We start from the raw sequence: 13,392 nt of genomic DNA on the forward strand, positions 1-13,392 counted from the left end.
CCGTCACTGCCCGGTACTCGTCGCCAATGAACCGCAATGAACTGCGCAAGGCCGATATCAACCTGATGGTGGTGTTCGAAGCGCTGATGCTCGAACGCAACGTTACCCGCGTCGCGGAAAAGCTGTTTCTGGGCCAGCCTACGATCAGCGCGGCGCTCAATCGCCTCAGGGCGCTGTTCAACGACCCGCTGTTCATTCGGGTCGGCCATCGCATGGAGCCCACCGCTCGTGCCGAAGAGTTGATCAGGCACTTGTCGCCCGCGCTGGATGCAATGTCGGTTGCCTTGAGCCTCAGCCACGACTTCGATCCGGGCACCAGCAAGATGACCTTCCGCATCGGTTTGTCCGACGACGTGGAGTTCGGCCTGCTGCCTCCCCTGTTGCGGGCGCTGCGCCAGGAGGCGCCGGATGTCGTGGTGGTGGTGCAGCATGTGGATTATTGGCGCATCCCGGACCTGCTCGCGGCTGGGGATATCACGGTAGGCATCAGCCAGACCCGCGGCTTGCCCGCCAACGCCAAGCGCAAGCTGCTGCGCAGAATGCACGCCCGAGTACTGCGGGCGGACAAGGCGAGCAGCCCATTGACGCTGGACGAATACTGCAGCCGCCCCCATGTGGTGGTATCCCATACTGCCAATACCCGTGGCATCGCCGATGAGTGGCTGGATGAGATAGGCCGTACCCGCAAGGTGGTGCTTTCGGTGCCTCAATTCAGTTCATTGCCCGCCATACTGGCAGGCACGGACCTGCTTGCCGGCTGTCCGGATTACGCGGCCACCGCCATGGAAGCCTGGGGCACGCTGCATGCTGAACCCTTGCCCTTCGACACTCCGGCATTGGAGCTCTCGATGGTGTGGCTCAGCATCACCGACACCGACCCGGCTGAACGCTGGCTGCGCTCACGCCTTGAACAACATATGGGTGACGGCGGCCTCAAGGCGTGAGCGTCAGGCAAGGTATCGCTTGAACCATGCCAGCGTCCGGTCCCAGGCGAGCTTGGCGGCCGCTTCGTCGTAGCGTGGCGTGGAATCGTTATGGAAGCCGTGGTTCACCCCGGGATAAATATGAGCCTCATACGTTTTCCCCGCGGCCTTCAGGGCTTGCTCGTAAGCCGGCCACCCCTCGTTGATGGCGGTATCCAGTTCGGCGTAGTGCAGTAGCAGGGGCGCCTGGATACGCGTTACGTCTTCAGCCTTGGGTTGGCGACCGTAGAAGGGCACGGCGGCATCAAGTTCCGGATAGGCCACCGCGGCGGCGTTGGATACCCCGCCCCCATAACAGAACCCGGTGATGCCCACCTTGCCCGTGGCGGTGGGGTGCGCCTTGATCCACTCCAGGGCGGCGAAGAAGTCATTCATGAGTTTCTGTGGGTCCACCTTCTGTTGCAGTTCGCGTCCCTTGTCGTCGTTGCCCGGATAACCGCCTACCGAGCTGAGCCCATCAGGCGCCAGCGCCACGTACCCTGCCTTGGCCAGGCGTCGGGCGACGTCTTCGATATAGGGGTTGAGCCCGCGGTTCTCATGGACTACCACAATACCTGGCGCCTTCTCGACAGCCTTGGGGCGTACCAGATAACCCCGAACCTGACCATGCCCATTGGGCGAGGGATAAGTCAGGTACTGCGCGACGATGTCTGGATCGGTGAAAGGCACTTGCTCGGCCAGGGCGTAGTTGGGGCTCAGGGACGCCAGCAAGGCCGAAGCCGTCATCCCTGCCACCGTGAAGGCTGCGGCGCGGTCGAGAAAGTCCCGACGGCTGATCCGGCCGTGGGCGTAATAGTCGTACAGCTCCAGCAGTTCGGGTGCGAAATCCTTGGCGGTCAGACGTTGCATGAGGTGCTCCTTCGGCGATGGGCGGCCGAAAGACTATAGCCGAGCGGCGTGGCGCTGCCCGGCGCAAGACCCGGCGATTTCAAGCGGGCTTGAACAACCGAGGCAATACCGAATCCCGGGTCAAGGGCGCCAGGTTCAGGCTTTGGGCCTGCTGGAGGTCTACCCACACCGCTTCTTCGATTTCAGCGGCGGGCTTTACCGGCGTTTGGACCGTCACTTCGAACAGCTCGCAGCGCACTTCAAAGCCGGGCTCGTTCGCCGCAGGCGCTGTATAGGTGCCCAGGTAGGCCGCCTGGGCTGGAGCTATCTCTATGCCCAGCTCTTCATTCAACTCACGCGCCAACGCCTGTATGGGATGCTCACCGGGTTCGATCTTGCCACCCGGCTGCATAAAGAATGCGGTACCACGCTTGCGCACCAGCAGGGTTCGGCCGTTACCGTCCAACAGTAGCGCGGCGGCGATAAGGATAGAGCGAGTCATGGCGGGAGCCCCTGGAGAAATGGGCTGCAAGTCTAACTCAAGGGCTGGCAGGCTTCAGCGGCTGACCAGTTCCGGCTCGGCGCTGCACAGCCGATTGCGCCCCTGATGCTTGGCGGCGTAGAGGGCTGCGTCCGCCCGGGCAATCAAGGTATCGGCACTGACCCAGGGCGCCGTGCCTGTGGCCACCCCAAGGCTGATGGTGACCTGCGCATTGGTTCCCATGACCGGATGGGGGAGCTTCAGATCCAGCACGGCCTGGCGTAGATTCTCGGCCAGATCCCGCCCGCGCGCCATGGTGGCCTCAGGCACCAGTACCAGGATCTCTTCCCCGCCGAAGCGAAACGTCAATGCGCCTGCCCGCTGCGCGGTACGCTGCACTGCCTGGCTCAAGGCCTTGAGGCAGGTATCTCCCTGCATATGGCCGTAGCTGTCGTTGTAGGCCTTGAAGTGATCGATATCCAGCAGAATGACCCCTACGGGGCACGGCGCCTTGTCGGCCTCGTTCCACCAGCGGGCCAGGACTTCAGCCTGATAGCGCCGGTTGTAAAGCTGCGTCAGAGGGTCTGTACGGGCCATCTCAGTCAGTTGAGCCTGTAACAGGCGACCGCGCAAGGCATAGAGGTAAGTGAACCGGCCGCCGCGTTCCATGAAATAGGAGGCCATCAACAAGAGGATCGCAGTGGAAACGAAGAACAGCGCGTTGGATTGCCAGGTGATCGCACCCATGAAGCCCGCGACATGCGTTGTGACCAGTTGTATCACCGTCATGCAGGTTAGCGCGGCCGCCGCCCAACGCAAGGGCACCTGCTGGATCATGGCGCAGTACACCATGAGCAACAGCATGCCGAACTGATAGTGCAGACGGTGCGGGCTTTCGCTATGGATCATGATCAGCAAGGGTATCAGCGAAGCGAATACCGTTCCGAAAGTGGCAAGGCCCTCCATGAGCGCGCGCGACTTCAGCCGCTGGACGATCAGCAAGAGCGCGATCATTACCGGGGTGACCAGCAACAGGCGGCCAGCCACCAGAAGGCCGAAGGTGTCGTTCAGGTTCAGCCAGTCGCTGATCAGGAAAAGGTCATACACCAGGGCGCCAGCGATGCCTGTAGCGGTCAGAAACTGCCGCCGCTGAGCCTGGCTATCGGCCTGGTAAAGTGCCTCCAGCGCAGGCTCGAAGCGCAACCCCGCCCTCGTGAAGCGAGGCTACGCTCCACAGCTTCCAAGGCAAGCGGGTCAGGTTGGCAATGGGTGTCTGGAATGAAGGCTGACATGCGATACCGGTAATGGTTGAGGCGGCGGCGATCAGCAATGGACCGCGCAGGTGATAGTTAAGTGCCATCACTGCTTAGCATACGCCTATCTTCATGAGCATAGACGGGCATTGGTCGGGTGGGGCTCAGTGCCCAGCTTCCTGACATATCCTGCTCAACTCTGATTGCCCAGGCAGGGTTTTCCCTGGGTTAAGCTCTCGGCGTCGCAAGGATGCGTCTGCACTGGAGCTGTCATGTCTCTCGCCATTGTTCACAGCCGTGCCCAGGTCGGGGTCGGAGCGCCTCTGGTGCAGGTAGAGGCCCATTTGGCCAATGGGCTGCCTGCCCTGACGCTGGTAGGCCTGCCCGAAGCCTCGGTCAAGGAAAGCAAGGACCGGGTCCGCAGCGCCATCGTCAACTCCGGGCTCAATTTTCCAGCCCGGCGCATTACGCTCAACCTGGCGCCGGCGGACCTGCCGAAGGACGGCGGCCGCTTCGACCTGGCCATCGCCCTCGGCATACTTGCCGGTAGCGGGCAGGTGGCGGCGGATAGGCTGCGAGAAGTCGAATGCCTGGGCGAACTGGCATTGTCCGGGGCGGTGCGATCGGTCCAGGGCGTGCTGCCCGCAGCGTTGGCCGCGCGGGATGCCGGGCGGGCGCTGGTCGTGCCCAGGGCCAATGCCGAGGAAGCGGCCCTGGCCAATGGCCTGACGGTAATCGCCGTGGACACTCTGTCGGAGCTGGTAGGCCATTTCAATGGGCAAGCTCCCCTCAGTCCTTTCAAGGCCCAAGGGCTTTGCCTGGCCCAGCGCCCCTACCCGGACCTCAACGAGGTCCAGGGCCAGGTCGCGGCCAAGCGCGCCCTGCTGGTGGCCGCCGCCGGGGCCCACAACCTGCTGTTCAGCGGCCCGCCCGGCACCGGCAAGACGCTGCTGGCCAGCCGCCTTCCAGGGCTGTTGCCCCCGCTTAGCGAACATGAGGCCCTGGAGGTGGCGGCCATTCATTCGGTCGCTAGTCATGTACCGCTCAATAGCTGGCCCCACCGGCCTTTTCGCCAACCTCACCATTCCGCCTCTGGCGCGGCCCTGGTAGGCGGCGGCGGGAGGCCGCAGCCTGGGGAGATCACCCTGGCCCATCATGGCGTACTCTTTCTGGACGAACTGCCCGAGTTCGACCGCAAGGTGTTGGAGGTGCTACGCGAGCCCCTGGAGTCTGGCGAAATCGTGATCGCCCGCGCCCGGGACAAGATCCGCTTTCCAGCACGCTTCCAACTGGTGGCCGCGATGAATCCGTGCCCGTGCGGTTACCTGGGCGACAGCACCGGGCGGTGCCGATGCACTACCGAGCAGATCGATCGCTATCGAAACAAATTGTCCGGCCCGCTGCTGGATCGTATCGACTTGCATGTGACGGTATCTCGAGAGACCACTACCCTCACCCCCAATGGCCCGCGCGGGGACCCTACCGCCAGGGTCGCGAACCAGGTGGCCGAAGCACGGGGCCTTCAACTCCACCGCCAAGGCTGCGCCAACGCCTTCCTCGACCTCAATGGCCTGCGAGCCCACTGCGGGCTGGAACGCGTTGACGAAGCCTGGCTTGAACAGGCCTGCGAGCGGCTCACCTTATCGTTGCGCGCGGCGCATCGCCTGCTGAAGGTCGCGCGTACCCTGGCGGATCTGGATGGCCAGGCCGGTATCCGGCGGGAGCATCTGGCGGAGGCTTTGCAATACCGGCCAGCAGCAGACTGAGGTCTAGCCTGGCATGCTATGGCCGAGCAACCTTTTACACCGCCTTGGAATAGGCCAGATACAGCAAGCACCAACCCACCCCGGCATAGAGGCAGAAGCATACCACCCAGGTGGCCCAGAAGACCTTGCGCCCGGCACGAATGGGGTGGTCCACCAGTTGGCTCCAGTCCTGGTCGGACATGAAGCTGTAAAGCTTGTTGCGCCAGTCCTTGCGGCTCGCGTTGGTCAGGGCGTTGAAGCAGAATGCGGAAACGCCGCTCACGCTGACGCTCACCAGTAACAGAATGGCGGTCGCGGTGTAGAGCCATTGCACCAGCCTGGCATCAACGGTCACCGGTATGCCCGGGGTCTTCAGCGCAAGCACCAGGCCGGCGATGGTGAAATCCCGCCATACCGAAGACAACAGGTCCCGAGTAGCCGCCTGCGTTCTGGCTACCTCTTCCTGCAGGCCTTTGCGAAGCTCCCCCAGGCCCTTGACCGCTTCCTTGCTTTGGTCCTGAAGGTAGAAAGCGAATGCCTCCCGTGCCCCGGCCAGGCTGTTGGCAAGCACTTGCCTGGCGCCTTCAGGCCAGTCCGTACCCTGCACCCAGTTGACGGCCAAATGGTTGTTCAACAGCTGGAACTTGGTTTCCGCCTCCCGCGGCGTTCCGTACACCCACGAGCAGGCTTCGTTGAAGCGTTCATGATCGCGAAGGTTCCAGGCCACGTTCCTGATGGCCACGGGCAGCGAGCGCCCTCCACGCAATATGGCTTCGACATCCGTACCCTCCCCGCGAATTTCCGCAGGCAGGCAGAACGCGAGGTTACGCGTAGCCACGGAAGCCCATGCTGCGTAGACCTCACTGGCGGCCGCTGGCGGCTGCAATACCAGCCAGGGGCTGATCGAGGCTGGTGTATAGGCATGGGTCATGTCGCGTACCAGCTTCCACGGCTTCTCCGGAAGCTGCTCTATGGTCGGCAGGCTGCGATCGGCACCGAAGGGGCGAATAGCGTGCTGATAGCTGGCGAACGGAGCGAAGCTTGCAGCTACCCACACGCATAGCCTTCTGGCGTCGATGGCCTGCCCGGCGCTGAATTGCAGCAGCCAGTGTTCGAAGCCAGCGAGGGTCGCGAAATACAGCCAGTGCTCGGCGTAGGCCTTGGTGACGATCACCCTGACGGGCTCGTAGGCGTCCTCGGCATTGAACGCTGACGCTGACCATTGCTCGCCACTCAGCGAGCCGATGATGCTGAGCTCCCCCAACTGCTGTTCGGCCAGCCAGGCAGAGGTTCGCCTCAATTGGTCGATAAAGGCCTGGCCGAGGCCTTCGAGGTCATCCATGCGAATCTGCGTCTGGGATTCGGAAACCTCGACCTTGGTGCTTACACCGGGCTGCTCCAGCAACCGGACCAGTTCCGCACCGAAGTTCATGTCAGATCTCGCTTAGTTGGGCCGTCGTGATAGTGATGACCTTACCATCTTCGGAAACATGAAAGTGATCACCGAGCCCGGCCGGCACGGTAATCAATACACCCTCGTGGGTTTTATAGCGCACCCGCCGCTCGGGTGGCAGCGCATCGGGCACGTAGTCGAACACCTCCCCGGACAACCCCTGCGCAGCCAATTCTCGCTCGAAGGAAGCCTTGATGCGATCGTTGCCACTGGTACCGAACAGCTGGCCGTAGAAGGTCTGCGCGTCGAAGGTCTTCTGGTGCTCGGCGATGTCCCGCACCAATTCGCCGACGCGGTAGGTAAAGGACGCCGGCAGCAGATCCCTGTGCTTGGCTACTACCTTGATCACCGCCTTCTGCAAGGCCTCGGTCAGCTCCGCGGGTCGCTTGGTACGGGTGACATCCAGGAACTTCCTGAAGAGCTCGCTGATGCTGGCTCGGCTCTGGCGGTCGATCACCGCTACCTGGCCATCGACCGGGTCCGCCTGAAGGTCGACCAGGGCAGACTTCTGCAGCGCCTTGGCAGACTGGGTGAAATTGTTGACCACTTCCTCCAGCACTGCCTGACCACCGCTACGGGTATAGCTGACCACTTCATCAGAGTCATATTTGATGAGTGAGTAGTACTTGCTGCTGCCGGACACCAGTTCAATGACGATCAGCACGCCAGGAGTCACCCGCCTGTCATAGAGTGCGTTGAACTGGTCCGCCAGACGCTTGGAGAAATCCACAAAGCTGGTGGTCCCTGCCTGCCAGGCTTCGATGGCCAGCTTGACGGGCGAGCCGGGCATAAACGAAAAGCGGTTTCCTCGCAGGGTGTCCTTGATCCGCGCGATGAAAAAAGGCTCGAAGCGTCCCAGCGGGACCTCTTCGAAATAGTCGGGATCAGCCCTGCCGTGGTGCACGACATGGAAGATGAAATTGGTGATGTTCAGCGTTGCGATCTGTTCGTCCGTTAGCGTGGCCAAAGCTTACCCTTCCCCGCGATGATGGCTATCTGATTCAACCGCTCGGCTACCGCCTGGAGCCTCAGATAGCCCTCAAACTACTGTATATGGATACAGTTATCAAGCAAGCCGGCCAGCCGGTCTCCCCGCCATCAGGAGACGCTTGCTACCCAGTTGGCCACAATCCGTGCCATCCGGGCCAAGACATCGCTACGAGGCTCCGCCGCGGCAGCAGGCTGGGTGCTATAGAGCGCGATCACCACCGGCCTGTCCTTGGCGGGCCAGATTACCCCGACATCATTGGCCGTACCGTAGTCCCCGGAACCGGTTTTATCAGCAACTTTCCAGCCGTGTGGCACCCCGGCTCGTATCCGTGCATCTCCTGTTGTATTCGCTAGCAGCCAGTCCGTTAGCTGGGCTTGCAACCGGGCATCGAGACCTTGCCCCAGCAACAGTGTTTGCAGCGTAGCCGCCATGGCCCCAGGCGTTGTAGTGTCGCGAGGGTCACCCGGAATGGCGCTGTTGAGTTCGGTTTCCCAGCGGTCCAGGCGCAGGCTGTTGTCGCCTAGCTGTCGGGCGAAGGCCGTCAAGCCAGCAGGGCCACCCACTTCTCGCAAAAGCAGGTTGCCGGCTGTGTTGTCGCTGTATTGCAAGCCGGCGGCACATAACTCGGCCAGGGTCATGCCAGTAGCCAGGTGCTGCTCAGTCACAGGCGAATAGGTAACCAGGTCCGACTGCTGGTAGCGCACCCGCCGACCGAGGCCGGAAAGCCCTACCTGTTTCAGGATCGCGGCGGCAAGCACGACCTTGAAGGTGCTGCACAGAGGAAAGGCTTCATCCGCGCGCCAGCGCAGCGCGCGACCGTGCCTAGGGTCTAGCGCGCAGAGCCCTAGCCGGCCATTGAACTCCCTTTCAAGGGCCGCAAGGGCCACTCGGGCAGGTTCGTCTTCAGCCCGAACTGTTGTCCAGGAAAGCAGCGGCAAGCACGCACTGAATGTAAGCAGGTGACGACGCGGCAGCACAAAAAACCTCCGGTGCATGGAAAATGGACGCCCAGGCTGCCACAGCGAGCCCGGGTCGGCCACTGCGTCAGAGCACCAGCCGCAAGCATTGCCCCGCATGGTATAGAGAGAAGCCTGTTTCATAAAAGCTGCTGCGCAGTGACGGAGCGCTGACCGGGCGCTGCCGGGAAAACGGCATGGGCAAGTCGGCGGCGCGTTCATCGATAAGAAAATCCGCCATGGCGGCGCCAAGTACCGTCCCTGTGGTATTGCCCCGGCCGTTATAGCCCGTGACCGCGATCAATCCTGGCGCTGGCTCATAGAGACGCACCAGGTGATCGGGAGTGAAATCGATGGCGCCGGTCCAGTGGCATTCCCATTCCACCCTTCCCAGTTCCGGGAAGTAATGGCGCTGGATACGGTCAGCCCAACTGCGCACGAACCAGGCCGGCTTGTTGTCCAGGCGTCCCATGCTGCCGAGCAGTAGGCGGCCATGGTCGTCTCGACGAATACTGCTGAGCACCATGCGCGTGTCCCAGGAGCCCTTGGCATGAGGCAGGATGGCATCGGCAGCCGGGCCAGAAAGCGGCACGGAAGCCACCTGAAGGTAATAGCCTCGGAAGTAGTCACGCTTGGCAGCGTTCCAGTCACCCTCGGTGTAAGCCCCGGTTGCGATGACCACTTTGTCTGCAAGCACAGCGCCTTCGGCTGTCTGCACCTGCCAATGGCTGCCTTCGCGCCGTAGGCCACAGACCGCGGCCTGGCCATACAGCTTTGCGCCAAGGCGCCCTACGGCAGCAGCCAGGCCACGGGTATAGGCCATGGGGTTGAGGGTGCCGGCCCGGTGGTCCAGAAGCGCGGCGGATACCTTGCTGGTGCCGCAGTATTCCCGGCAGCGGGCCCCCGTGAGAAGCTCGACGTTCGCTCCGCGCCGCCGCCACTGGTCATGCCGTGCCCGCAGGTCTTGCTCACCGTTGGCGTTGTGCGCCATGTGCAGGGTGCCCCGAGAATGGGCCTGACAGTCAATGCCGTGGCGGGCGATGGTTTCGAACACCCGTGCCGGCGCTTCTCCCAGGACGCTGTTCAAGCGCCCGCCAACGTCAGTGCCTAACGTAGCTTCCACATCGTCGGGCTTGATCCAGGTACCGGCGTTGACCAGCCCCACATTTCGCCCCGAGCCACCATGGCCGACCTGGTGGGCATCGAGCAACGCCACCTGGTAACCGCGCTCCAGCAAACGAAGGGCGGCGCAAAGGCCGGTGATGCCACCGCCGATCACACAGACCTGGACCCGCACTTCCCCATCCAGGGAGGCGGTGGTCAGCGCGGGCGATGATACAGCTTCCCACAGACATTCCTGACGCAATTGGCGGGGCGACATCGCAGGTTCTCTATCCCTATACGCAGTGGTTGTCAGTCGAACACAATCCCCTGGGCCAACGGCAACTCACGGGAATAGTTCACCGTATTGGTCTGCCGACGCATGTAGGCGCGCCATGCGTCCGAACCAGACTCGCGGCCGCCACCGGTTTCTTTCTCGCCACCGAACGCGCCACCGATCTCTGCGCCGCTGGTGCCGATGTTCACGTTGGCAATGCCGCAATCGCTGCCCGAGGCGCTCTGGAAGCGCTCTGCCTCCCGGATATCGGTGGTAAAGATGCAGGAGGACAGGCCTTGTGGCACTTCGTTGTTCATCCTCAAAGCCTGTTCGAAGTCGTCATAGGCAATCACGTACAGGATAGGCGCGAAGGTTTCGTGGCGTACCACGGCACTCTGCGAGGGCATTTCAACCAACGCCGGTGACACGTAATAGGCGTTGGGGTATTGCGCCTGCAGCTGACGCTCGCCGCCGAACACTTGCCCGCCTTCATCCCGGGCCTGGACCAGGGCATCCTGCATGGCCTGGAAGGATTGCTGGTCGATCAGCGGGCCGACCAGGTTGTTTTCGCGAGGGTCGCCGATGCGTACCTTGCCATAGGCGGCCTTCACCCGGGCCACTACATCATCCTTGATCGAGCGATGCACGATCAGCCGACGCAGGGTGGTACAGCGCTGGCCAGCGGTGCCCACCGCGGCGAACAGGATTCCACGTACGGCCAGATCCAGGTCGGCGCTGGGCGCGAGGATCATGGCGTTGTTACCGCCCAGTTCGAGCAGGCTGCGGCCGAAGCGGGCAGCTACCCGCGGGCCGACTTCGCGCCCCATGCGGGTACTGCCGGTGGCGCTGACCAATGCGACACGACGGTCGTCGACCATGGCCTCGCCGGCTTCGCGATCGCCCAGCAGCAATTGCGCCAGGCCTTGTGGCGCATCGCCGAAGCGGGCCAGGGTGCGGTCCAGCAGGGCCTGGCAGGCCAGGGCAGTGAGCGGGGTCTTCTCGGATGGTTTCCAGACCACGGCGTTGCCACATACCAAGGCCAGGGCTGTATTCCAGGCCCAGACGGCAACAGGGAAGTTGAACGCGCTGATAACCCCTACCACGCCCAGTGGATGCCAGGTTTCACGCATGTGGTGACCAGGGCGCTCGGACGCGATGGTCAGGCCGTAGAGTTGGCGCGACAGGCCTACGGCAAAATCGCAGATATCGATCATCTCCTGGACTTCACCCAGGCCCTCCTGGGTAATCTTGCCAGCCTCGACCGAGACCAGCTCGCCCAGGTCGGCCTTGTGCTCGCGCAGGATTTCCGCAAACTGGCGCACCAGCTCGCCACGGCGTGGCGCCGGTACGTCGCGCCAGCTGAGAAAGGCCTCATGAGCCTGGCTGATACGATCCTCGACCTCGGCCTTGCCTTGCAGGGCCACCGCGCCGATCCGGCTACCGTCAATGGGGGTGAATACCGCATGGCTACCTTGCCGGTAGGCAGTGGTGGGTACTCCGAGGCGTTCCATCAGGCCGTCGATCATGGGCATTCTCCGTGATGAAGATGAGCAGCGTTACGCTGATATTTACCGTGCCCAGGGTTCGCCTCAAGCGATCATTTGGCAGCACATCATTCCGTGCCGGAATGAAAACCGGTCAATCTATTAGCCAATGCAGGGTCGAGGCGTTTGGGAAATTAAGGAATGAATGAAAGATTTTTTTTCGCTTGTCCCAGGCCTTGCCCAGCCGTTGAATAGCATTGCCGTCCATGCCTAGGGAGCCATGCTCATGACCCTCACCGGTTTCGCCAATCCTGACGAGATCCGCGCTCGCTTCTCCCGCGCCATGTCCGCCATGTACCGGGCGGAGGTACCGCTCTACGGGGAACTGCTGACCTTGGTGGCCGATATCAACCGTCATGCTCTGGACAGTCAACCGGGCCTGGCCGAGGCCATGGACCAGGCAGGTGACCTGCAGCGCCTGGCCGATGAGCGCCATGGCGCTATCCGGGTAGGCACCGCCGAGGAACTGGCAACCCTGGCACGCCTGTTCGCCGTCATGGGCATGCAACCGGTAGGTTACTACGACCTCTCGCCCGCTGGCGTACCGGTCCACTCCACTGCTTTCCGGGCAGTGCATGAAGATAGCCTGCGCATCAGCCCTTTCCGGGTGTTCACCTCTCTGCTGCGCCTGGAGCTGATCGAGGACGCGCCCTTGCGCGCCCTGGCCGCGCAGCTACTGGCCAGTCGGCAGATCTTCACCCCGCGCGCGCTGGCGCTGATCGAGCGGCACGAACAGGCCGGCCACCTCACTCACAGCGAGGCCGACGAATTCGTGGAACAAGCCCTGGAAACTTTCCGCTGGCACCGCCAGGCCCGGGTCAGCCAGGCGCAATACGACCGGCTACACGCCCAGCATCGGCTCATTGCCGACGTAGTGGCGTTTCAAGGCCCCCATATCAATCACCTCACTCCCCGCACCCTGGATATCGACAGCGTGCAGGCCCAGATGCCTGCGCGCGGTATCGCGCCCAAGGCCGTGATCGAAGGGCCGCCCCGGCGACAGCATGCCATCCTGTTACGTCAAACCAGCTTCAAGGCACTGGAGGAAGCGGTTGTATTCACCGACCCGGCCGGCACGATATCGGGCTCTCATAGCGCGCGTTTCGGCGAGATCGAGCAGCGGGGCGTGGCGCTGACGCCCAAGGGCCGCGAGCTGTACGACCGCCTGCTGGGGCAGGCCCGGGCCAGCCTGAACGGTGTGCCGGCCGAGCGCGACCCACAGGGCTATGCCCGCCTGCTGGAAGCGGCATTCAGCGACTTTCCGGATGACCTTGCTCAGCTACGCAGCCAGGGCCTGGCCTGGTTCCGCTACCGGCCTACTGCGCAGGGGCTGGCCAAGGGAATCAAAGGCTATGACCTGGAAGCCTTGGTAAGCGACGGAGACATCGCCTTCGAACCGATCATTTATGAAGACTTTCTGCCGGTCAGCGCCGCTGGGATCTTCCAATCCAACCTGGGCGGCGAGCCTCGCATCGACTACGGCAGCAATGCCAACCGCGAGCAGTTCGAGCAGGCGCTTGGCCGTGCCGTGATCGATGAGATGGCGCTATATGCCCAGATGCAACAACGTTCATTGGAAGCCTGCCAGACACAATTGGGCGGGAGCTTCGCTAGCTGACGACTCGTGCTCGATCAGAAAGCCTTTTCGCTAGCTGGCGCTAGCTCCCACCGTGATCACCTCAGGCCCCATGAATCGGTTCGGTTCATGCGGTGCGAGTCAGCGGCAGCTGAGGGATAACGCCCACCCCCAGGCTTTCCGTTGCGCCGCGCCGAGGCGTCA

Annotated in this window: 11 protein-coding genes; 3 read left to right on the forward strand and 8 right to left on the reverse strand. The window is 62.7% G+C overall.

From position 1 onward, the window contains the following. Positions 1–26 precede the first annotated feature (26 nt). Entirely contained in the window at positions 27–944 is a 918-nt protein-coding gene (locus BN1188_RS05015; RefSeq protein WP_040260286.1) for a LysR substrate-binding domain-containing protein, read from the forward strand. Positions 945–947: 3 nt separating this feature from the next. Here the strand turns inward: BN1188_RS05015 and yghX are convergent, their stop codons facing one another. The 3 genes from yghX to BN1188_RS05030 all read right to left on the reverse strand — a co-directional run bounded on the left by yghX (position 948) and on the right by BN1188_RS05030 (position 3,495). Next, a complete protein-coding gene (gene yghX, locus BN1188_RS05020) occupies positions 948–1,832 on the reverse strand; it encodes a YghX family hydrolase (protein ID WP_040260287.1) in 885 nt (294 codons plus the stop codon). Positions 1,833–1,911: 79 nt separating this feature from the next. Next, positions 1,912–2,313: an NUDIX hydrolase gene (locus BN1188_RS05025; protein ID WP_040260288.1), complete on the reverse strand. Its 402-nt coding sequence runs from the start codon at positions 2,311–2,313 to the stop codon at positions 1,912–1,914. A gap of 54 nt (positions 2,314–2,367) precedes the next feature. Further along, positions 2,368–3,495 carry a GGDEF domain-containing protein gene (locus BN1188_RS05030; RefSeq protein ID WP_040260289.1) on the reverse strand — a complete coding sequence of 376 codons (1,128 nt, stop codon included), beginning with the start codon at positions 3,493–3,495 and terminating at the stop codon, positions 2,368–2,370. Between the two features lie 322 nt (positions 3,496–3,817). On the opposite strand from BN1188_RS05030, the gene BN1188_RS05035 reads away from it, so the two are divergent. Further along, entirely contained in the window at positions 3,818–5,311 is a 1,494-nt protein-coding gene (locus tag BN1188_RS05035; protein WP_040260290.1) for a YifB family Mg chelatase-like AAA ATPase, read from the forward strand. Positions 5,312–5,345: 34 nt separating this feature from the next. Here BN1188_RS05035 and BN1188_RS05040 read toward each other — a convergent pair whose 3' ends face one another. The 5 genes from BN1188_RS05040 to amaB all read right to left on the reverse strand — a co-directional run bounded on the left by BN1188_RS05040 (position 5,346) and on the right by amaB (position 11,594). After that, positions 5,346–6,722, reverse strand: coding sequence for a hypothetical protein (locus BN1188_RS05040; protein ID WP_052469158.1), 1,377 nt, complete (start codon positions 6,720–6,722; stop codon positions 5,346–5,348). 1 nt (position 6,723) lies between these two features. Next, positions 6,724–7,710, reverse strand: coding sequence for a nucleoid-associated protein (locus BN1188_RS05045; protein WP_040260291.1), 987 nt, complete (start codon positions 7,708–7,710; stop codon positions 6,724–6,726). 131 nt (positions 7,711–7,841) lie between these two features. Continuing rightward, on the reverse strand, positions 7,842–8,729 hold the full coding sequence (gene bla / locus BN1188_RS05050) for a class A beta-lactamase (RefSeq protein ID WP_040260554.1): 888 nt from the start codon (positions 8,727–8,729) through the stop codon (positions 7,842–7,844). A gap of 49 nt (positions 8,730–8,778) precedes the next feature. Continuing rightward, positions 8,779–10,071 (reverse strand): L-pipecolate oxidase, encoded by a 1,293-nt coding sequence (gene amaA, locus BN1188_RS05055; protein WP_040260292.1) that lies wholly within the window; start codon positions 10,069–10,071, stop codon positions 8,779–8,781. 32 nt (positions 10,072–10,103) lie between these two features. Then, the gene (gene amaB / locus BN1188_RS05060; RefSeq protein WP_040260293.1) at positions 10,104–11,594 is read right to left on the reverse strand and encodes an L-piperidine-6-carboxylate dehydrogenase; all 1,491 of its coding nucleotides are present in this window, start codon (positions 11,592–11,594) and stop codon (positions 10,104–10,106) included. A 244-nt stretch (positions 11,595–11,838) separates the two neighbouring features. On the opposite strand from amaB, the gene hglS reads away from it, so the two are divergent. Then, positions 11,839–13,230: a 2-oxoadipate dioxygenase/decarboxylase HglS gene (gene hglS, locus BN1188_RS05065; protein ID WP_040260294.1), complete on the forward strand. Its 1,392-nt coding sequence runs from the start codon at positions 11,839–11,841 to the stop codon at positions 13,228–13,230. Positions 13,231–13,392: the final 162 nt, after the last annotated feature.

Origin of the sequence: Pseudomonas massiliensis (assembly GCF_000826105.1) — a bacterium.
GTDB classification, from domain to species: domain Bacteria; phylum Pseudomonadota; class Gammaproteobacteria; order Pseudomonadales; family Pseudomonadaceae; genus Aquipseudomonas; species Aquipseudomonas massiliensis.

Bases quoted from the DNA above. Each gene is read 5' to 3' on its own strand.
- BN1188_RS05015 (WP_040260286.1), top strand. From the start codon at position 27: ATGAACCGCAATGAACTGCGCAAGGCCGATATCAACCTGATGGTGGTG.
- yghX (WP_040260287.1), bottom strand. From the start codon at position 1,832: ATGCAACGTCTGACCGCCAAGGATTTCGCACCCGAACTGCTGGAGCTG.
- BN1188_RS05025 (WP_040260288.1), bottom strand. From the start codon at position 2,313: ATGACTCGCTCTATCCTTATCGCCGCCGCGCTACTGTTGGACGGTAAC.
- BN1188_RS05035 (WP_040260290.1), top strand. From the start codon at position 3,818: ATGTCTCTCGCCATTGTTCACAGCCGTGCCCAGGTCGGGGTCGGAGCG.
- BN1188_RS05040 (WP_052469158.1), bottom strand. From the start codon at position 6,722: ATGAACTTCGGTGCGGAACTGGTCCGGTTGCTGGAGCAGCCCGGTGTA.
- bla (WP_040260554.1), bottom strand. From the start codon at position 8,729: ATGCACCGGAGGTTTTTTGTGCTGCCGCGTCGTCACCTGCTTACATTC.
- amaA (WP_040260292.1), bottom strand. From the start codon at position 10,071: ATGTCGCCCCGCCAATTGCGTCAGGAATGTCTGTGGGAAGCTGTATCA.
- amaB (WP_040260293.1), bottom strand. From the start codon at position 11,594: ATGATCGACGGCCTGATGGAACGCCTCGGAGTACCCACCACTGCCTAC.
- hglS (WP_040260294.1), top strand. From the start codon at position 11,839: ATGACCCTCACCGGTTTCGCCAATCCTGACGAGATCCGCGCTCGCTTC.